The sequence below is a fragment of the Bradyrhizobium sp. 153 genome (assembly GCF_023073835.1).
In the GTDB taxonomy this organism is placed as follows: Bacteria; Pseudomonadota; Alphaproteobacteria; order Rhizobiales; family Xanthobacteraceae; genus Bradyrhizobium.
In genome coordinates, this window is sequence record NZ_JADPKH010000147.1 from 34,666 (window position 1) to 54,983 (window position 20,318).

The following is a 20,318-nucleotide window of genomic DNA, read 5'->3' on the forward strand; positions in this document are numbered from 1 at the left end:
GCAATCCGTAGAAGGGGCGGCCGTTATGATCGGCCATCTTCTCGGTCCATCCTACAGTTCTATTTCAGAACTGGTCAAGCGATTAGATGATGGCTCGCGGAAAGTCCGTGACGCGCCCGGGAGGTGCCGAACTCGACTGTTAATACCCGTGCAAAAGCCATCATTGCACAGTGCGACAGCTCTGATCACCGGGCAGGAAGCCTCGGCGCACAGCGGTAAACATAAATTCTAATATTGAACTTACTTCCTCGACCTTTGTGCTCAGCGACGATGTCAGTGATCGAAGTCGAAGTCCGATGGGTAACCGACGAGTTCGAGGCACTTGCCCGCCGGCCGGGATACAAGCGGGCCGCACGCAAGGTGCTGGCGGGCTGGAGGTTTTGGAGCAAGGCGATATCGGGCCAGATGGTCCGAAGTCAGCAGCAGGCGCGATCACAGAAGCCTCGTTGCTGGCTCGGCCCAATCGCCAAGATCAAGGTCCCCCGGATGGCCGCGGCGGCGCAATCCGGCGTAGCCCTCGAGCACGCGCACGGCACGGCACGACAATGCAGTGTTCCGCTTCCAGCCGCAGCAGCCATGCGTATCCGAAATCACGCCAATTCTGATCACAGCGCCTCTCCTGGCGTCCTGGTGATACACAAGGGTTAGGAACCACGACAGCACGCTCGCATTTCCCGCACGTCTGACGGGAGCACTCAAACGGGCAATAGCGGCGTCGGCGTGCTTTTGGCATTTGCTCCGCAACGAGCGCGCAATGGGAGCGAAGCACCGAAGCCGCACGATCCACAAAAGCCGATGGCAAGGTGATCGAAACGCAAAGTCGAGGATGATCAATGCTTGAAGACCTTCGCGCGATTACTGAGCCAGGGGCGATGATAGCCGTCCTGATCGTCCTGCTGCTGATGGCCGTGGCCGATGCGGCAATCTTCATCGCGACCAGAGGATGGCCGTTTTGAGACGCTGTGAACCAGCCATTTCGCGGAGATAGGAACCTTCATACGATTGACCGGTTCGCCCTCGAACAGGGGAGCACGGCGAACATCGATGCCTGTCCGGATGCGAACGGCTCTGGTGCCATTTGCGACGTTGCCGCTGGCCGCTTGCGCCGGCCGGCAGTCCGTGCTCGACCCGCAGGGACTTCAGTCCAGCCAGATCCTTCATACCATCTTCATCTTCCTGACCGTTGCGGCCGCCGTCTGGATCGCCGTCGTGGTCGTGCTTGGCGTCAGTTTGCTGCGCCGAAAGCGCCCGGCCGACCAACCACTCGCGCTGCACCAGCCGTTTGAGCGGACGAGCGGTCGCGTCATCTTTGTCCTGGGGCTCGCAACCCTCGTCGTCATGCTCGGACTCTCCATTGTCAGTTATGCCGGTCAGCGCACGATCTTTGCCAAGGACGAGAACGCCCTCACGCTCAAGATCATTGGCCACCAATGGTGGTGGGAAGTCCACTATGAAGCTGATAGTCCGCATCGGAGCTTCGCGACCGCTAACGAGATCCGCATCCCGACCGGCCAACCGGTGAAGGTCGAGCTGGAATCCGCCGATGTGATCCACAGCTTCTGGGTGCCGAGCCTGACCGGTAAGATGGACCTCATCACCGGGCAAAAGAACGAGCTGCAATTCACGGCGAAGAATGCCGGCGTCTATCGCGGGCAATGCGCCGAATTCTGCGGCCTTCAGCATGCGCATATGGCCTTCGCCGTGCTTGCGCTGCCGCCGGATGAATTCGGCCGCTGGCGCGACCACGAGAACCAGAGCGCGAACAGCCCTACGGATCAGCTCGGCAAGCAGGGCGAGGCACTCTTCCGGGCCCGCGGATGTGCCTTGTGTCACAACATCAGCGGCACGCTGGCCGGCGGGCAGCTCGGCCCGGATCTCACGCATATCGGCAGCAGAACGACGATCGCGGCAGGAACGCTGCCGAATACGCCGGCGACGCTCGCGGCCTGGATCGCCGATCCCCAGCACATCAAGCCCGGCAATCTCATGCCAAAGATGCCGCTGCAGTCGGGCGAGCTCATCGCGATCCTACACTATCTGGAGCAGCTCAAGTGAGCATCGCCGCTGAACCACGTGAGATACGGGACGACGTCCTGAATGACCTACAGCTGTCCACGCAGCTGGAGCGGGTGTGGCGCACGCCGTCCGGATGGACGGGTGCGCTCACGTCGGTGGACCACAAGGTCGTCGGCCGCCGGTATATCGTCACCGCTTTCGCTTTCCTGCTTCTCGGCGGCATTCTCGCGATCCTGATGCGCGTTCAGCTTGCCGGACCGGAGAAGACGTTCCTGTCGGCCGACAAGTACAACCAGATCTTCACCATGCACGGCTCGACGATGATGTTCCTGTTCGCCGTGCCGGTCATGGAGGCGTTCGCCGTCTATCTCGTGCCGCTGATGGTCGGCACGCGGAACATCGCCTTTCCGCGCCTCAATGCCTTCAGCTACTGGATATTTCTGTTCGGCGGGTGCTTCCTCTGGATTTCCTTTGCGCTCAATGTCGGCCCGGACGTCGGCTGGTTTGCCTATGTCCCGCTCTCCTCGCTGCAATACACGCCGACGAAGCGCCCGGACGTGTGGGCGCAGATGATCACCTTCACCGAAGTCGCTGCGCTTGCAGTCGCCGTGGAGATCATTGTCACCGTTTTCAAGCTCCGTGCGCCCGGGATGACCCTTGACCGCATTCCGCTATTCGTGTGGGCCATGCTGGTAACGGCGTTCCTGGTGATGTTCGCGATGCCCTCGGTCATGGTCGCATCGACGTCGCTGATCCTCGACCGGCTCGTCAACACCCGCTTCTATGATTCATCCTCCGGTGGGCATCCGCTGCTCTGGCAGCATCTGTTCTGGTTCTTCGGCCATCCGGAGGTCTACATCATCTTTATTCCAGGCACCGGCATGGTTTCAGCAATCCTGGCGACCTTCGCGCGCAGGCCGGTGGTCGGCTATCCCGTCGTCATTCTCTCCCTGATCGCGACTGGCTTCCTATCGTTTGGCCTGTGGGTCCACCACATGTTCGTCACGGGCCTGCCCCAGCTCGGCGCCGGCCTATTCACGGCGTCCAGTATGCTGATCGCGGTGCCGAGCGGGCTGCAGATCTTCTGCTGGCTGGCAACGCTCTGGGACGGACGGCCGGTCTACCGCACCCCGCTCCTGTTCGTGATCGGTTTCATCGTGATCTTCGTGCTCGGCGGCCTGTCCGGCGTGATGGTCGCCTCGGTCCCGATCGACACCCAAGTGCACGACACTTACTTCGTCGTTGCGCACTTTCACTATGTCCTGATCGGCGGTGCGGTGTTCCCGCTCATCGGTGCCGTCTATTACTGGTTTCCGAAGATCACTGGCAGGATGCTCAGCGAGAGCCTCGGCCGCTGGAATTTCTGGCTGGCCTTCATTGGCTTCAACGTCGCGTTCTTCCCGATGCACATTCTCGGGCTGATCGGAATGCCGCGTCGGGTCTACACCTACACGGCCGACATGGACTGGGCGCACTTGAACCTGTTGTCCAGCGGCGGCGCGCTCGTTTTCGCGCTCAGCTTCGTGCTGCTTCTGGTCAATGTGATCTACAGCCTGCGCAAGGGTGAGCTCGCGGGCGACAATCCTTGGCACGCTTCAACATTGGAATGGGCGACGTCCTCGCCACCGCCGCCGCAGAATTTCGACCGCATTCCGGTCGTCAAACACCGCGATCCGCTGTGGGCCGATAGCATGAGCCTGCCTGTCGTCGCGGGTCTGAGCGCGGAGCGGCGCGAAGTCCTGCTCACCTCACTGGCAGAGGCCGAGCCGCAAATCCGCGAAGCATCGCCCGAACCCAGCATCTGGCCACTGCTCACAGCCATCGCAACCACAGTGTTCTTCATCGGTTCGATCTTCACGCCGTGGGCGGTGCTCTGGGGCACGCCGCCGATGGCCTTCGCCTTGATCGGCTGGTTCTGGCCGACCGGCAGCAGGGAGGACGAGGAGTGAGACAGACCATCGTTCGCAGTGTCGCCGAACTGCCGACTTACGGGTACGGCCCACGCAGTGGACCATGGTGGGGCGCCATGGGCTTCATGGCGCTCGAAGGCATGGGGTTTGCCATCGCGATCGGCGCCTATCTTTATCTCTACGCCGTCAATCCGAACTGGCCGATCGGCGCCGCGCCGCCCGATCTTTGGCCAGGCACGGCCGAGGTCGCGGTCTATCTGCTCAGCATCATCCCGAACGAGATTACCAATCGGGCCGCGCACCGGCAGGATCTTGCGAAAGTGCGGATCGGTCTCATCGTGATGGCCGTGATCGGCACCGCCCTTCTTGTTCTGCGCGGCTTCGAGTTCGCCCATCTCAATACGCGCTGGGACAATTCCGCCTACGGATCGATCGTGTGGCTCATTCTCGGATTGCACACGACCCATCTCGCCACCGATGTTGGCGACACGATCGTTCTGGCCGTCCTGATGTTCACGAGGCACGCAAAGCCGCGCCGCTTCAGCGATGTAACCGACAACGTCTTCTACTGGAACTTTGTCGTGCTTGCCTGGCTGCCTCTGTACGTGCTGCTGGATTGGGTGCCGCGCCTATGACCGAAGCTGACGGACATTCCAGATTACTGTATTGGGCCGGCGTTGCCCTGGGGCCCATTGCATGGGGTATTAATTTGCAAGGTGTCTACGTGTTCGCGCACTTCTCGTGCGAGAAGACGAGGATCAGCGGAGCAATCCTGAGCGCTGTTCTGGCCATCCTCGCCTTGGCAGGCACCGTCATATCGGCACTCGCGGTTCGGCGCGGTGCCAGCGCCGAATGGTCCGATGCGCAAGGTGGCGGTCCCAGGACGTTCATGGCGTGGCTCGGCGTCGGCTCCGGCGTGCTGTTCGCGCTGGTCATCGCGAACCAGCTCGCCGCGTCGCTCATGATCAGCCCATGTCTGCGCTGAGTTTTGCGGCGTGGTTGCTTGCGCTGCTCGCGCAGCCCGCCGCCGCGCACGGCCTATCCGATGTCGATTCGGGATCACTCTGGAGCTACGACCCCTGGCTCATGGCCCCGCTCTATGCCATGGGCATTGGCTTCTACGTTGGAACGCAGCGACTCTGGCGGCACGCAGGAGGCGGCCGCGGCGTCAGCTTCCGGCAGGTCGCCGCGTTCTGGACCGGCTGGCTCGTCCTCGCGCTGGCGGTGACCTCGCCGCTGCACTGGCTGGGCGAGCGGCTGTTCACCGCGCACATGGTCGAGCACGGCTTGCTCATGCTCGTCGCGGCGCCGCTGATGGCGTTTGCCCGGATCAACGGCCCGCTGCTGTGGAGCCTACCAGCCTCGTTCCGGCCATCGGCGGGCCGAATTCTCAATCTGCCGATGCTGGTTTGGCCGTGGACCTTTGTGAGCCACCCCATCAGCGCGACCATCTTCCAAGGCGCGGCGCTCTGGATCTGGCATGCACCACCGCTCTACGCGTGGGCGCTCGACAACGCCGGGATCCATCGCCTCCAACACGTCAGCTTCTTTGTGACCGCGCTGTTGTTCTGGTGGGTGCTGCTGCATGGCCGCGGACGGGGCCGCAGCACCCGAACTCGCGACGGCATCGCCGTCGCCTGCCTGTTCATCACCATCCTGCATTCCGGTGTGCTCGGGGCCCTGCTGACCGTATCGCCGCGGCTCTGGATCCCGGCCCAGGGCGCCCTCGCCGGGGAATTCGGCCTTTCGCCCCTTGAAGACCAGCAGCTCGCAGGCATCCTGATGTGGGTGCCCATGGGCATACTCTACACAGCCGCCGCATTGTTCTTTGCTCACCGGTGGCTGACCACGAAGGCTGGCCACTCGCACCTGCCGCTCATGAGCGGTCCTGCATAGGAACCGCAACTTCTCTTCGGACGTTCGCCTGCTGAGTGCGACACTCCACGGAGGCCACATGGGCAAACGATCTGTCATGGCGGCAACGGCTGTCTTGTCCACGGCGTTCTTGGCGCCTGCGATCTCGAACGCGCAGGACCAACCCCGGCCGGCTATGTCGTGTCCGGTCGACCATGAGCAACTCGCCGATATCCTCAAAAAGAGTGTGAAGCCCGGCGGTGGGCCAGGCAATGGAGGCTTCGACAACAACGAATGGGCTGCTGTCGTCAATCGACAGGGTCTTGTCTGCGCGGTCGCCTACAGTGGCAGCAAGGTCGATGATCAGTGGCTGGGCAGCCGAGCAATCGCAGCCGAAAAGGCGAATACGGCGAATGCGTTCAGCCTGAAGGACAAGGCGATCGCCACGGCCAACCTCTACGCGGGCGCGCAACCTGGCGGAATTCTGTTCGGCGCAGGTCTCAGCAACCCACCATCGTCAGAGGTTCTGTACTCGGGCTCGCCCGACGAATTCGGTACGGCGCACGATCCAATGGTTGGAAAACCCGTGGGCGGCGTGATCGTCTTTGGCGGTGGGCTGGCGCTCTATGACGGCAACGGGATCGCCGGTGCGCTTGGTATCAGCGGCGACAGTTCCTGCGCCGATCACAATGTTGCCTGGCGCGTCCGCCACCTGCTTGGACTTGACCGCGTGCCGGCCGGAGTCAGTCCCAATATGAAGGACGCGATCATCTATGACATCGGCCCGGACGGCAAAAGCCCGTCAGGATTCGGCCACCCCAAGTGCAACGGCAAGGAGGATCAGATCGCGGTCGATCTCGGCGCAGGCGTATCGGGCAACGTCGTGAGATAGCTGCGAATCCCTCCTTTTGGAACCAAGGGGAAGCGCAACGTTTGTACGTTCGCACCGGCCTGCAACGCGGCATGGCCTCATCACCGCCATGGAGTGCTTTACACATGTTAGTGCGTGGTTTCGCGCGGTTGCTGAGCGTCCTTTGCGCATTCGGCGCGCTGCTGTCGTCGGGGTCGGCACAAACCGATCTCGCCAGCCGCATGAAGGATCCGGGCCAATGGCCCATGGCCGCGCGCGACTACGCCAACACGCGCTACAGCGAGCTCGACCAGATCAACGCGACCAACGCTTCGCGCCTCCAGCTTGCGTGGACCTTCTCGGTTGGCGCCGATCGCGGCCAGGAAGCGGCGCCGCTCGTCGTGGACGGCACTATGTACGTGGTCGGCCCTTATGCAGGCCCCTACCCCAACCGTGTGTTCGCACTCGATGCCACGACAGGTGAGTTGAAGTGGTCCTACGCGCCGAAGCCAGAGCCGGCGGCCGCGGGCGTCGCCTGTTGCGATGTCGTCAATCGCGGGCTCGCTTTCGACAACGGCAAGGTCTTCCTCAATACACTCGATAACCACACCGTGGCGATCGATGCGAAGACCGGCAAGGAGCTCTGGCACACCAAGCTCGGCGAGATCAACAAGGGCGAGACCATCACGATGGCACCCATCGTGGTGAAGGGAAAGATTCTCGTCGGCAACAGCGGCGGCGAAATGGGCGTTCGTGGCTGGGTCACGGCGCTAGATGAGAACACCGGCGCCATCGCCTGGCGCGCCTATTCGACGGGCCCCGACAAGGAGGTGCTGATCGGGGACGATTTCAAGCCGTTCTATGACAATCTCAAAGGCACGGATCTCGGCGTGAAGAGCTGGCCGGCCGATCGCTGGCAGGTCGGCGGCGGTACGGTCTGGGGCTGGATCTCCTACGATCCTGATCTGAACCTGATCTACTACGGTACTGCCAATCCAAGTCCCTGGAATGCCAACCAGCGCAGCGGCGACAATCTCTGGAGTACCACGATCTTTGCGCGCGATCCGGACACCGGTCGCGCCAAATGGGCCTACCAGATCAACCCGCACGATCTGTTCGACCACGATGAAGTCAACGAGAACGTGCTTCTCGACCTCGAGCTTAGCGGCCGGACCCGCAAGGTGCTGATCCATCCCGGCCGCAATGGCTACATGTACGTCATGGATCGCGCGACAGGCGAAGTGATCTCGGCGGACGCCTATGAGTTCGTCAACAGCTACAAGGGCGTCGATCTGAAGACCGGCAAGATCATCCCAAACGAGGAGAAGACGCCCCTGGTCGGCAAGACCGTCGAGAACATCTGCCCGAGCGCGCCCGGCGCCAAGGATTGGCAACCGTCGGCCTGGTCACCGCGGACCAAGCTGCTGTACGTCCCGCATCAGCACCTTTGCATGGACTTCAAGGCCTCGCAGGTCGGCTATATCGCCGGCACGCCCTATGTCGGCGCGGACGTTGATATGTATGCTGGCCCTGGCGGCTATCGCGGCGAGTTCATGGCGTGGGACCCGGTCGCGCGCAAGAAGATCTGGGAGATCCACGAGAAGCTTCCGGTCTGGAGCGGCGCGCTGGTGACGGCCGGCGACGTGGCGTTCTACGGCACGATGGATCGCCTTTTCAAGGCGGTGAACGCCAGGGACGGGCGTGTGCTCTGGCAATTCCGTGCCGGGTCCGGGTTCATCGGCCAGCCGGTTTCCTATCGCGGCTCCGACGGACAGCAATACATCGCGATCCTCTCGGGCGTCGGCGGTTGGCCGGGGGTGGTGGCCAATGCTGAGGTCGATCCGCGCGTGCGCAATGCCGCACTGGGCTTTGCGGGCGCGACGCAGGATTTGCCGTTTTACACCGCCGGCGGGAGCGAGTTGCTGGTGTTCAAGCTTGGAGACGCAAAGGGTGAGGACACCAGCCATGCGCCCTCGAAGTAATTGTCCGGGCATCGCCCTCGGCATCCTGATCGGGCTCGCGAGCACCGGAGCGGCGGCATCGGACGGCGAACTCCGCGTCTGTGCCGATCCGAACAATCTGCCGTTCTCGAACAGCGCGAAAGCGGGATTCGAGAACAGGCTCGCAGCCATGGTCGGCGAGCATTTCGGCCAGCAGGTCGCCTACACTTGGTGGGCGCAGCGGCGCGGCTTCGTCCGCAACACGCTCAATGCCGGCAAATGCGACGTCGTGATGGGCGTACCGGTCGGCTATGATCTCGTGGAGACGACAAAGCCGTATTATCGCTCGAGCTACGTGTTCGTGGCTCGACAGGATAAGCAGCTCGATCTTTCGTCCCTGCTCGACCCGCGTTTACATCACCTCGTGATCGGCGTGCATCTGATCGGGGACGACGGCAACAATCCACCGCCTGCGCAGGCGCTCGGCGAACAGGGCATCGTCGACAATGTCCGTGGCTATTCTATCTACGGCGATTATCGCCACGCTGATCCGCCCGCGCGCCTGATCGAGGCAGTCGAGAACGGCGAGATCGATGTTGCTGCCGCCTGGGGTCCGCTGGGTGGCTATTTCGCGCAGCGCTCTTCCGTCCCGCTGACGGTCACGCCAATTCGGGATTACGAGCGCTTTGGCCCCCAGCAGTTCCAGTTCTCCATTGCCATGGGCGTACGCAAGGACGACCACGCGCTGCGCGACCGGCTGAATGCATTCATCGACGAGCATCGATCCGAGATCATGTCGCTGCTGCGCAGTTTCGGCGTGCCACTGGTCGAGAAGCCGGTCACGGCATCCGGAGGGCATGAGTGATGCCTGCTCCAGCATTACGCATGAGCTTCCTATCGTTGCTCCTCGCGATCGTGTCGAACGGCGCCGGAATTGCCCAGCAAACTCTGCCGCAGTCACAGGAAGCGCAGATGCCGATGCCGGCACCGCGCCCGAATTTCGGCGGCAGCGTCGGCAACGGTAGACCCGGCGTCTTCATGCAGGTCCCGGTCAGCCACCTCTTCCCCGGCGCGCAGCCGGACCGACCCCAGATCATGAATCCCGTGCAAGGCGATCCCAATGCGGAGCAGCGCGGGATGACTTATTACGTCAGCTTCAATTGCGTGGGCTGCCACGCGCCAAACGGCGGCGGCGGCATGGGGCCGGCGTTGAGCAACAACATCTTCACCTATGGCTCGCAGCCCGAGAGCATCTATCTGTCGATCTACCAGGGGCGGCCCAATGGAATGCCGGCCTGGGGCGGCGTGCTGCCCGACAGCGTGATCTGGGACCTCGTCACCTATATCGGCAAGATCAGCAACGAGCCGAACCGGCAATGGGGCCGGACCTTCTCGGCAAATCCGCTATCCCCTGAAGTGGAGCAAGTCCCGAGCGAGCAGGTCTCGACGACCGATCCGTGGTCCGCCACCAAGTCCTTCAATTTCGGCCGAAAACCCTGATCGGGAAAGCGGAGCAGCCGATGGGGACTCCAACGACACGATCGCTCATCGCCTCCCTGCTGGCCCTGACGGCGGTGGCCTGCGACAAAGGCACGGCTGCCGGCCCGGACAATTTCATGGGCGATGCGCGCCGTGGCACCGACCTCGTCAAGCAATATCAGTGCGGCGGCTGTCACGACATTCCCGGCATCGCCGGTGCCGACGGCAACGTCGGCCCACCTCTGCACCGGATCGGCACGCGGACCTACATCGCCGGCTACATCCAGAATTCGCCGGACAATATGGCCGACTGGATCGAAGATCCGCAGCGGACGTTGCCGGGCAACGCCATGCCGAGAATGGGCATCCCGCAGAAGGACGCGCGTGATATCGCGGCGTTTCTCTATACGCTGAAGTAGGAAATATGACCCCCATCCACTTGTTCCGTGACGCGCCACTGCTCGCGATCACCATTGTGATCGTCGCTATCATGGGATTGGCCCTCGCCGGCGGCGGCGCCTGGCTCGCTGTGCTTGGCGGCTCCTTTTACTATCTCGTCGCCGGGGCCATGCTTCTGCTCACAGCGTGGCTGCTTACGCGCCGGCGTGCCGAGGCGCTCTGGGTGTATGCCGCGCTGCTGCTTGGCACGATGGCGTGGGCAATTTGGGAGGCCGGGCTCGATTTCTGGTCCCTGGCGCCGCGCGGCGACGTGCTTGCGCCGCTGGGCGTCTGGCTGTTGTTGCCCTTCATTACGCGTCGTTTGGCACCTCACTTGCGTGCCGCGCGATGGGCGCTCGGCCTCGTACTGATGGCGGCGGCCGCCGTGCTCGCCCTCTCCCTCACGCGCGATCACCACGATTTTGCCGGCACGGTGCCGGAGAGCGAAACGACGGGCGCCATTGCGTCCTCCGAAGCAGCCCCGCCCGCCGCCGGCGAAAACTGGACGGCCTATGGCGGCACTGGCTGGGGCACGCGCTATTCCTCGCTCAGCCAGATCACCAAAGCCAATGTGAAGGACCTCAAGCTCGCCTGGGAATTCCGCACCGGCGACCACAAGGGACCCGATGATCCCGATGAGATCACCAACCAGGCGACGCCGCTCAAGATTGGCGATCTCCTCTACACCTGCTCGCCACACCAAATCGTGTTCGCGCTCGATGCTGCGACCGGCAAGTTGCGCTGGAAGTTTGACCCTCAGATCCAGCACAACAAGGCGTTCCAGCACATGACCTGCCGCGGCGTGTCCTATCACGCGACAAAACCTGGCGCGGTCACGGCCGACGGCGCGCCGGCCCCAAGCGATTGTCCGCAGCGCATTTTCGTGCCGACGAATGACGGCCGGATGTTTTCGCTGGATGCCCAGAACGGCACGCCCTGCGCCAGCTTTGGCAACCAAGGTCAGATCGACCTCAAGGAGGGAAGCGAGATCCAGACGCTCGGCTTCTACGAGGGTACCTCGCCGCCCGTGGTGACCGAGAAGGTTCTGATCGTCGGTGGCGCCGTCATCGACAATTATTCCGACCGCGTGCCTTCAGGCGTGATCCGCGGCTTCGACATCTATTCCGGGCGACTGATATGGGCGTTCGATGCCGGTAATCCCGATCCGAACGAGATGCCCTCCGCCTCGCATCATTTCACGGCCGGTTCACCCAATTCGTGGAGCATCTCGGCGGTCGACGAAAATCTCGGGCTCGTCTACGTCCCGCTGGGCTCAAGCTCTCCGGACATCTGGGGCGGCGGCCGCTCGTCGGACAAGGAGCGTTACGATTCAGCGCTGATCGCGCTCGATATCGCCAGCGGAAAACTACGCTGGTCGTTCCAGAACGTGCACCATGATCTCTGGGATATGGACATGCCTTCGCAGCCGAGCCTGGTCGATCTGCGTTCGAATGGCGGCACGACGCCGGCGATCTACATTCCGGCAAAGACGGGCGACATTTTCGTGCTCGACCGCCGCGACGGGCATCAGCTGGTGCCCGCACCGGAGAAGCCCGTGCCGCAAGGCGCCGCACCCGGCGACCGGCTGTCCCCCACCCAACCCTTCTCGGAATTGAGCTTCCGCCCACCCGGCATGCTGACAGACGCGCAGATGTGGGGCAGCACGATGTTCGACCAGCTCGCCTGCCGTATCAAGTTCAAGCGTCTCCGTTACGAAGGGCCGTTCACGCCGCCTTCGGAGCAAGGCACGCTGGTGTTCCCGGGTGATTTCGGCATGTTCGAGTGGGGCGGAATTGCCGTCGATCCACAGCGACAGATCGCGATCGCAAACCCTCAATCGATTCCGTTCATTTCCCGCCTGGTGCCGCGTGGAAGAGATAATCCGGCCGCGCCGAACGCTGCGCATCCACCCGGCACCGAACTCGGCGTTCAACCGATGTACGGCGCTACCTATGGCGTCGAACTCGGCATCTTCCTGTCGCCGCTCGGCATCCCCTGCCTCGCCCCGCCCTGGGGGAATATCGCGGCCATTGCCCTCAAGACGCACAAGGTGGTGTGGCAACACCGCATCGGCACGATCCGCGATCAGGCCCCTGTCCCGCTTCCGTTCAAGCTGGGCGTTCCCATGCTGGGCGGGCCGATCGTGACCGCGGGAGGCGTCATCTTCATCACGGGGACAATGGATGATTATATCAGGGCATTCGACGTCGGTGATGGCCAGCAGCTCTGGCAGGACCGCCTTCCCGCTGGCGGCCAATCAACGCCGATGACTTACGAGACCGGCGGCAAGCAATACGTAGTGACGGTCGATGGCGGCCACGGCTCGTTCGGCACCAGGCTCGGGGACTACGTGCGGGCCTACGCGCTGCCATGATGTCCGTCGGTCAAGACGGCCTTGCTGCGGTACGTCCCGTCGGCGTCCGGCGGCACCTGGTCCTGATCTGCGGCCGACGCGGCCGGACGGCTAGCGAGGCCACCAAAGCCACACACGCAGCCATTCCCACAACTGCAAGCCCCTTGCTGATGACCCCAGCCGGTGGAAGCTGCTTCCGCCCCAGCCATCCCCCGTCTACCGACGTGCCGAGCGGCGAGGCTTCGATGATACTTCCCTCGCTGATCGGTGCGCGTCCGGCGCGCGACAGGAGGAATCGGAATGCGCCACCCAACAGATTTTCTGTCAATTTCGGCGCGATGGCATAGGCGATCTGGCCACCGCGCGCGAGCCAGCCGACGGCCACTTCATCGCGCGGCGCGCGAACGAGGCTCAAAAAGGCCTGAGCGACATCTTCTGACTGGTACAGCAGCGGCCCCGGATCGAGCCTCTTCCCGGACATGTTGGCGCCGTGGACGAAGCCCGGCGTATCCACCATCGCCGGGAACACGCCGCAGACATGGATGTTCGGATGCGCGCCGAGTTCCTGGCGCAGGCTCGCCGTGAAACCGCGCAGGCCGAACTTGCTTGCGGAATAGGCCGCCGCAAACGGCGTCGGCACCCACCCCCCCAGCGAGATGTTGTTGATCAGGATGCCTCGGTTCTGGCGGAGAAAAATCGGAAGCACCGCGAAGGCGCCGTGCATCATTCCCAGGAGATTGACTTCAATGGTTCGGCGGTGAAGCGCGAAATCGGCGTCCTGATAGGCGCCGAATACACCGGTGCCGGCGTTATTGATCCAGACGTCGATACCGCCGAATACATCGTCAACCTGCGCTGCCAATCGCTGCACCGCTTCCGCATCGCTGACATCGGTCTGGACCGCCAAGGCACGGCCTCCCAGCGCCTCGCACTCTGCCGCGAGGCTTGCCAGGATCTCGCCGCGACGTGCGGCAAGCGCCACGCTCGCCCCTTCCTGCGCAAACGCCAGCGCCGCCGCTCGGCCAATTCCGCTGGATGCTCCCGTAATGACGACCCGTGTGCCCGCCATTGGCCGCGGCGAAGATCCCGAGGCATCCATTGGGACAAGCCAGCGCAACGACCGCCGGAGGCGCACGGCCGCATCCGCTTTGAACCAGTCGCCATGCGCGAAGATGACCCGCTCGGGCGCCAGGCGCACGAGCCGTTCGGCCGCGGCCTGTACCGAACGGCCGCCGAGGCGCAACAAGAGCCGAAGATAAATCGGCGCCTTGCCGTCAGGCTTGGCGATGCCGAGCAGGTTTGCGGCGGCCTGATTTGACGCGGAAAGATCATGGGAATCAAGGTTCTGCACGAGGTCCGTCAGGATCAGTGTGCGGCTCCGCTTGTCGAATATCTCCACCTCGGAGAACATCGGGGCATGCACCGAGACTGTCTCAAGTTCGGCGGCCCACTCTCCGGGGGTGGTGTCGCCGACCTCGCGGTCAACGCGAAGTCCGGCCTCTCGCACCTGTTTCCGCGCAGACAGTCCTCGCGCTGTAAAGGTCAACGTTTGCGACAGATGCCTTTGCCAGGCAGGCAGAAACATCCAGTGCGCAACGTTCGGCGCGACCAGATATTTGATTGATCCCAACCGCTCCAGCTCATTGCGCAGAGCAGGCGAATATCGCACCGGCGAGTGCAGCATGAGGTCACCATTCGACAGCCGAATGACCGTCATGCGAACAGGCAGACGCAGACCGACCGCGCTGATTGGCGCATCGTCCGCGATCCAGATGTCATCTGTCACCCTCGTGAGGGCGGCGGTCGATGAAGCGGCGTCAAATCTGTCCATGAGCGTCTTCCGGTCGGGACCTTGCTCAAATCCCTGACATGACGCTCGTTCCTAGCCAGGGCGGCCCGGCGCAAAAGCTTCGATGACTCAAAGATGTACAGGAGCGAATCCGTTCAGGGGAGCCGCGCAGGTGCCGGCGTCGCAAGTTCGCCACGGCCCCGTTCCCGCCCGTTACCGCCGCATGGCTGAGGCTTCGGACAAAGCCCTGGAACCGGCCTTCGGAGGATCGCCAGGAGAGGTCTGTCCCTTGTCGCCATCGTGTCGGTGTCAAACAGGGGACCGCCTCGCGCGGAAAGACCTCACACTAGGGCAATGGCGCCCGCGAAAGATTGCGGGCGCTCGAAGTGCGGACGATTGCCGCTTTCCCTGACTTCATTTCACAGGAACATTGAAGACTGGCGAACGTCGACTCGCACCAATCGATCATACCCTGGTCGAGGGAGCGTATCACAGGTTAATGCCTGCCCTTTGCCATTTGGGTCAGAGTTGCGGTAGGCGGCGGGCGATCGGATGACCGATGCAGACGGGATTTGCCTTTTCCAAGCTTGCCGATCACCTGGCGAGTATCGGTGACGTGACCGCCGACGACCTCGATCTGCTGGCAGAAATGCCGAGCACGATCGCGCACTTCAGTTCACATCAGGCTATCCTGCGCCACGGCGATGACAGCCATCAATGCTGTCTGCTGCTCCAGGGCTACCTGTCCTGGCAGGACGCCCAGGCCGCAGACGGGCAGATCACATCGATCTCGGTCCCCGGCGACATCGCTGACCTCCAGACCCTCTATCAGCCCCGCATCAATGGCAACCTCATTGCGCTCGGACCTGCCGTGGTCGCGCTGGTGCCGCATCGCTTCTTTCGCGAACTATCGGCGCGCTCGCCCGCGATGTCGCGTACCCTCTTGCTGATGCTGCTTGGCGACCACGCCAGACAGCGCAACTGGGCCGTAAACCTCGGCAGCCGGGACGCCTTGACGCGTGTAGCGCACCTGCTCTGCGAGATCACGACACGCCTGCAGAATGTCGGGCTCGCAAAGGACTTCAGATTGGCTTCGCCGTTCACCCAATCCGACCTCGCGGCGGCCTGCAGCATCTCCCCAGTCCATGTCAATCGCACCATCCGGGAGTTGCGCCGCTGCAACCTGCTGCACTGGCACGGCAAGACCTTGATGATCTCCGACTGGCCCGGACTGGTCCGGCTGGCAGGCTTCGATCCCGCGTATCTAGGCATCCGGCCACCTGATCAAGGCCGCCGACCAGTGCAACTGGAATTGACCAAAGGTGCCGTCGCGTCGGCCAGATGATATTGTGTAACCTTCTGCTCACACCTCACGCGCTCCTGTAAGGCTCTGCGCACTTCCAGAATGACAGCACCCCAATCGCCGGCTGTCTTTTGACGAAACAGGCGCAGGCTCGGATACCAAAACGTACGGCACCCGGATGAAGGCCAGCGCCAGTCGCAATCGGCGTGCAGCAGCACCCAGGCTTCGCATCCGAGTGCTCCCGCGAGGTGTGCGACCATGGTGTCAACGCAAATGACGAGATCGAGCTGACAGAGAAGACGACCGAGAGCCGCGATATCGGGCGTGCTGATGTCGCGAGCGCCGATCTGCGCGAGCTCTTCGGTCGCCGCCTCTCTTTGGAGCGAATAAAGCGCTACGCCAGGAACGGCGAGACGACGCAACAATGCGGGGAGAACAGCGCGCCGCTTATCCCATTGGCCGACCTCCCAGACCAAGCCGACGGCCAGACCTTCGCAGTCGAGCGACACAGGCATGCTTCTCGGCGGCAGCGTCAAATATGGCGCGCTCATCTCGATCTCCTCTCTCCCCACCCTGAGCGCGTGCGGCACCTCCATGATCTCGATGTCCACGTCGAAGTCAGCTTCAGGCGTGCCCGAATGGAGCGCAAGCGCGCAATCGGCGCCTGCCGTGCGCTCGACCAGCGGCAACAGTTCGGGCTGACACCAGACCGTGACACTGCGCGCTATGCCGCGAAGAGGTTGCATGAAACGCAGGAACTGGATCGTGTCGCCGAGCCCGTGATAGCACCGCACGAGCACGTGCTTGTTCGCAAGCGACTCCCCCCGCCAGATTCGCTGAAGGTGACGCGGACCGGTATGCTTGGGCGGGTACCCAGACGTCGCGAGATCTTCGTCATTGATGGCCCAGGCACGCGCAAAATCGCCTGCTCGCATGGCCTCCACCCAGCCGTTCGTCACGTCCCGAGATCCGGCTAGCGACGGACGAATTTGTGGAAGCGGCTCAGCTTTCCGTCCTTGGTCCGGTCCTGGTGCAGGAAGGCAATGCCGGCCTCGTCGAACTTCTCGAAGAACTCATCCCAGCCGATGCGGTCCAGCCCCTCATCCGGCGGATCGAAATCGATGCGCAGGATGCCGGCGTGTCCATCTTCTTCGGTCGCCTTGACCGTCGCCGGCTGCCCACCGCGCTCTTCGATCCATTTGCGGATCGCGGCGTGATCGGTGGTCTGCTGGGCTTCGTTGTTCTGCGTCTTGGACGTCATGTGGCACCTCGCTTGTGCAGGCCCGGCAATGACACGGCCATCGCCGAAGCCATTTGCGATGAAACGCGGGCCGGCAGGATTTGTTCTTCACGCGCGGCGGGGCCGACGCCGGACAACCAGCATCATCTTCTTCATCTTCATCCAGGATGATCTTCGTTCCGTTGATCCGGCTGCGGATCTTATCCCAAGTTAAGCGCGCTGCATTTTTGTTGCCCTGAATCGATGCGCACGCCGGCTCGGCGGCTCCAGCACAGGAACGAACATACCTTCCGACACGTTCGCCGATCTACTTACGCTGATGCCATCGTCTTCCCGGAGGTCTTAGTCCATGCATTCCCGTCTTCAGGACAGGCGCCGCGTGCGCGTCGGCATCGTCGGCGTCGGCAATTGCGCAAGCTCCTTCGTCCAGGGGCTCACCTATTACCGAAACGCCAAATCGAACGAGCCTGTGCCCGGCCTGATGAACGTCGATCTCGGCGGGTATCACATCAGCGACCTCCAGATCGCGTCAGCTTTCGACGTCAACGCCGGCAAGGTCGGACGCGATGTCGCCGACGCCATCTTTGCCAAGCCGAACAACACGCATCGGTTCTCCGATGTCGAACAGACCGGCGTGATCGTTCAGCGCGGCCCGGTCATGGACGGCATCGGGCACTATCTCGAAGATGATGTTCCGGTCGCCGACGTCCCGGAGGCCGATGTTTCGGAGGTCCTGGCGATGTCACGCACCGACGTGCTGGTGTCCTACCTGCCCGTCGGCTCGCAACGCGCAAGTGAATGGTACGCAGCGCGCGCCATCGAAGCCGGCTGTGGCTACGTCAATTGCATCCCCGTTTTCATCGCCTCCAATCCGGACTGGCGGCAGCGGTTCGAGAATGCAGGCCTTCCGATCATCGGCGACGACATCAAGAGCCAGGTCGGCGCAACCATCCTGCACCGCGTGCTCGCCAATTTGTTTCGTGATCGCGGCGTGCGGCTGGACCGCACCTACCAGCTCAACGTCGGCGGCAATACCGATTTCAAGAACATGCTCGAACGAGAGCGGCTGACCTCGAAGAAGATCTCCAAGACTCAGGCGGTCACCAGCCAGTTCGACGTTCCGATCGATCCCGACAACATCCATGTCGGGCCGAGCGATCACGTGCCCTGGCTGACCGATCGCAAGCTCGCTTTCATCCGGCTCGAAGGCACGACATTCGGCGGCGTGCCGCTGAGCGCCGAAGTCAAGCTCGAAGTGTGGGACTCCCCGAACTCCGCGGGCGTCGTGATCGACGCGGTTCGCTGCGCAAAACTTGCCATGGATCGCGGTCAGGGCGGCGCCCTAACCGGTCCCTCCAGCTATTTCATGAAATCGCCGCCGCAGCAGTTCACCGACGAAGAGGCCAGACGGCGAACGCGCGCCTTCATCGAGGACAAGGTGTATTCCTGATGGCGAGGATCATTCATCTCGTGCGTCACGGTCACCATGCTTTGCTCGGCCGCACGCTATGCGGCCGGATGAATGGCGTCACGCTCGACGACATCGGCTGCGAGGAAATGGCGCGCTGTGCAATCACGATCAGCCCGTGGCCAGCCTTGATCCAGTCGAGCCCGCAGCGGCGCTGCATGCAATCAGCCTCCATTCTGGCGGCGCACTTCGGACTGCCGATCGAGATCGTTCCCGCTCTCGACGAGCTCGACTATGGCGAATGGAGCGGCCGGTCCTTCGAGGAGCTCCGTCAGGACCCGCAATGGTCGCGCTGGAACAGGCGACGCGGGGTTAGCCGCCCACCCGGGGGCGAGAGCATGCGGTCGCTCCAGAATCGCGTCGTCGGCCATCTGGAGCAGCTGCGCAACGATCATTCTGCTGGCACCGTCATTGCCGTCAGTCATGCCGAGCCGATCCGTGCGGCGCTCTTGCATTACGCGCGCATGCGGCTTGACGACTTTCTCTCGATCGAAATCGACCCATCCAGCATCTCCACTCTCAGCGTGGACAGCCGCGGGTTCAGGATCACCGGGATCAATCAGCGGGTGCCGGCGTGAAGATCGTCATTTTCGGGCTGACCATCTCCTCCTCCTGGGGCAACGGCCACGCGACCCTGTGGCGCGGCCTCTGCAAGCATCTGACACACCTCGGCCACAGGGTCGTCTTCTACGAGCGCGATGTGCCCTATTACGCCGGCGCCCGCGACTTCAATGAATTGCCGGGCGGCCAGCTGCGGCTGTATTCGAGTTGGGACGAGACCCGCTCCCTCGCCCGCGGCGACGTCGGGGATGCCGATGTCGCGATCGTCACGTCTTATTGTCCCGACGCGATCGCGGCGACCGACCTGATCATGTCGGAAAGACGCGCCGTTCCCGTCTTCTATGATCTGGATACCCCGATCACGCTGGCGCGGCTCATGGAGGGTGGATCCGTTCCTTATATCAGCCCGCGGGGCCTACGGGATTTCGCGCTCGTCCTCAGCTTCACCGGCGGGCCCCGCGTTGCCCACGAATTCCGCGACCGGCTCGGCGCCCGCGACATTCGCCCCCTATACGGCCACGTCGATGTCGATATTCATCGCCCGGTGCCGCCCCGACCGCACTACCGCGCAGATCTCTCTTATCTCGGCACCTATTCCGAAGACCGCCAGCGCGGACTTGAAGCGCTGTTCGTCGAACCGGCACGCGCGCGGCAGGACCTGCGCTTCCTGATCGGCGGGGCGCAATATCCTGACGACTTCCCATGGTCGCCCAACATCTACTTCGTGCGGCATCTGCCGCCATCGGAGCATGCGCCTTTCTTTGCGTCCTCCCGCTTGACCCTCAACGTCACACGCAGAGCCATGGCGGAGATGGGCTGGTGCCCCTCCGGCCGTCTGTTCGAGGCGGCTGCCTGTGGCGTCCCGCTCCTGAGCGACGACTGGCCGGGTATCGAAGAGTTCTTCGCGCCTAGCAGGGAGATCCTGATCGCCCGCGACGCGCAGGACACATTGGCGGCATTGGCGATGCCGAGCGCCGAGCTCCAATCCATCGCTAGATGCGCCTATGAACGGACATTGGATCAGCACACATCCGACAAACGCGCGCGCGAGCTGGTGTCGCTGCTCGAGCAGGCGGCGTCCAGCGGCACGCATCGCCAGCAATCCGAGGAGGCCTGA

The 20,318-nt window shown here is 63.0% G+C and carries 20 protein-coding genes; 17 read left to right on the forward strand and 3 right to left on the reverse strand.

The window, feature by feature from the left end; translation table 11 throughout:
* Nucleotides 1-276 precede the first annotated feature (276 nt).
* The 13 genes from IVA91_RS33500 (at nucleotide 277) to IVA91_RS33555 (ending at nucleotide 12,861) form a co-directional block, all read left to right on the forward strand.
* Nucleotides 277-648, forward strand: coding sequence for a hypothetical protein (locus IVA91_RS33500; protein WP_247460400.1), 372 nt, complete (start codon nucleotides 277-279; stop codon nucleotides 646-648).
* 185 nt (nucleotides 649-833) lie between these two features.
* Complete coding sequence (locus tag IVA91_RS36925) at nucleotides 834-956, forward strand: hypothetical protein (RefSeq protein WP_256466429.1); 123 nt, start codon at nucleotides 834-836, stop codon at nucleotides 954-956.
* Nucleotides 957-1,044: 88 nt separating this feature from the next.
* On the forward strand, nucleotides 1,045-2,055 hold the full coding sequence (gene coxB / locus IVA91_RS33505) for a cytochrome c oxidase subunit II (protein ID WP_247460402.1): 1,011 nt from the start codon (nucleotides 1,045-1,047) through the stop codon (nucleotides 2,053-2,055).
* Nucleotides 2,052-3,965, forward strand: coding sequence for a cytochrome c oxidase subunit I (ctaD, locus tag IVA91_RS33510; RefSeq protein WP_247460404.1), 1,914 nt, complete (start codon nucleotides 2,052-2,054; stop codon nucleotides 3,963-3,965). The genes coxB and ctaD overlap by 4 nt, the downstream gene beginning before the upstream one ends.
* Nucleotides 3,962-4,561 carry a cytochrome c oxidase subunit 3 gene (locus tag IVA91_RS33515; RefSeq protein ID WP_247460414.1) on the forward strand — a complete coding sequence of 200 codons (600 nt, stop codon included), beginning with the start codon at nucleotides 3,962-3,964 and terminating at the stop codon, nucleotides 4,559-4,561. Before ctaD ends, IVA91_RS33515 begins: the two co-directional genes overlap by 4 nt.
* Nucleotides 4,558-4,911 (forward strand): hypothetical protein, encoded by a 354-nt coding sequence (locus IVA91_RS33520; RefSeq protein WP_247460416.1) that lies wholly within the window; start codon nucleotides 4,558-4,560, stop codon nucleotides 4,909-4,911. Before IVA91_RS33515 ends, IVA91_RS33520 begins: the two co-directional genes overlap by 4 nt.
* The gene (locus IVA91_RS33525) at nucleotides 4,899-5,822 is read left to right on the forward strand and encodes a cytochrome c oxidase assembly protein (RefSeq protein WP_247460418.1); all 924 of its coding nucleotides are present in this window, start codon (nucleotides 4,899-4,901) and stop codon (nucleotides 5,820-5,822) included. The genes IVA91_RS33520 and IVA91_RS33525 overlap by 13 nt, the downstream gene beginning before the upstream one ends.
* A gap of 58 nt (nucleotides 5,823-5,880) precedes the next feature.
* Nucleotides 5,881-6,672, forward strand: a complete 792-nt coding sequence (locus IVA91_RS33530; protein ID WP_247460420.1) for a heme-binding protein — start codon at nucleotides 5,881-5,883, stop codon at nucleotides 6,670-6,672.
* A gap of 104 nt (nucleotides 6,673-6,776) precedes the next feature.
* Nucleotides 6,777-8,612: a methanol/ethanol family PQQ-dependent dehydrogenase gene (locus tag IVA91_RS33535; protein ID WP_256466430.1), complete on the forward strand. Its 1,836-nt coding sequence runs from the start codon at nucleotides 6,777-6,779 to the stop codon at nucleotides 8,610-8,612.
* A complete protein-coding gene (locus IVA91_RS33540) occupies nucleotides 8,596-9,435 on the forward strand; it encodes a substrate-binding domain-containing protein (RefSeq protein ID WP_247460421.1) in 840 nt (279 codons plus the stop codon). Before IVA91_RS33535 ends, IVA91_RS33540 begins: the two co-directional genes overlap by 17 nt.
* Entirely contained in the window at nucleotides 9,435-10,070 is a 636-nt protein-coding gene (locus IVA91_RS33545; protein ID WP_247460423.1) for a cytochrome c, read from the forward strand. Before IVA91_RS33540 ends, IVA91_RS33545 begins: the two co-directional genes overlap by 1 nt.
* Before the next feature lie 20 nt (nucleotides 10,071-10,090).
* Nucleotides 10,091-10,468 carry a c-type cytochrome gene (locus IVA91_RS33550; protein ID WP_247460425.1) on the forward strand — a complete coding sequence of 126 codons (378 nt, stop codon included), beginning with the start codon at nucleotides 10,091-10,093 and terminating at the stop codon, nucleotides 10,466-10,468.
* 5 nt (nucleotides 10,469-10,473) lie between these two features.
* Entirely contained in the window at nucleotides 10,474-12,861 is a 2,388-nt protein-coding gene (locus IVA91_RS33555) for a membrane-bound PQQ-dependent dehydrogenase, glucose/quinate/shikimate family (protein ID WP_247460427.1), read from the forward strand.
* Nucleotides 12,862-12,871: 10 nt separating this feature from the next.
* Here the strand turns inward: IVA91_RS33555 and IVA91_RS33560 are convergent, their stop codons facing one another.
* On the reverse strand, nucleotides 12,872-14,671 hold the full coding sequence (locus IVA91_RS33560) for an SDR family oxidoreductase (protein ID WP_247460430.1): 1,800 nt from the start codon (nucleotides 14,669-14,671) through the stop codon (nucleotides 12,872-12,874).
* Between the two features lie 517 nt (nucleotides 14,672-15,188).
* Between IVA91_RS33560 and IVA91_RS33565 the strand changes: the two genes are divergently transcribed.
* The gene (locus IVA91_RS33565) at nucleotides 15,189-15,974 is read left to right on the forward strand and encodes a Crp/Fnr family transcriptional regulator (protein ID WP_247422344.1); all 786 of its coding nucleotides are present in this window, start codon (nucleotides 15,189-15,191) and stop codon (nucleotides 15,972-15,974) included.
* Here the strand turns inward: IVA91_RS33565 and IVA91_RS33570 are convergent.
* Nucleotides 15,914-16,891 carry a hypothetical protein gene (locus tag IVA91_RS33570; protein ID WP_247422346.1) on the reverse strand — a complete coding sequence of 326 codons (978 nt, stop codon included), beginning with the start codon at nucleotides 16,889-16,891 and terminating at the stop codon, nucleotides 15,914-15,916. The two genes, IVA91_RS33565 and IVA91_RS33570, sit on opposite strands and share 61 nt — an antisense overlap.
* Before the next feature lie 14 nt (nucleotides 16,892-16,905).
* A complete protein-coding gene (locus tag IVA91_RS33575) occupies nucleotides 16,906-17,193 on the reverse strand; it encodes a hypothetical protein (RefSeq protein WP_247280424.1) in 288 nt (95 codons plus the stop codon).
* 328 nt (nucleotides 17,194-17,521) lie between these two features.
* Here IVA91_RS33575 and IVA91_RS33580 point away from each other — a divergent pair, with 328 nt between their 5' ends.
* Genes IVA91_RS33580 through IVA91_RS33590 form a run of 3 tightly spaced genes read left to right on the forward strand, consistent with a single transcriptional unit; the run spans nucleotide 17,522 to nucleotide 20,318 of the window.
* A complete protein-coding gene (locus IVA91_RS33580) occupies nucleotides 17,522-18,622 on the forward strand; it encodes an inositol-3-phosphate synthase (protein WP_247460432.1) in 1,101 nt (366 codons plus the stop codon).
* Nucleotides 18,622-19,218: a histidine phosphatase family protein gene (locus IVA91_RS33585; RefSeq protein WP_247422350.1), complete on the forward strand. Its 597-nt coding sequence runs from the start codon at nucleotides 18,622-18,624 to the stop codon at nucleotides 19,216-19,218. Before IVA91_RS33580 ends, IVA91_RS33585 begins: the two co-directional genes overlap by 1 nt.
* Nucleotides 19,215-20,318 carry a glycosyltransferase gene (locus IVA91_RS33590; protein WP_247422352.1) on the forward strand — a complete coding sequence of 368 codons (1,104 nt, stop codon included), beginning with the start codon at nucleotides 19,215-19,217 and terminating at the stop codon, nucleotides 20,316-20,318. Before IVA91_RS33585 ends, IVA91_RS33590 begins: the two co-directional genes overlap by 4 nt.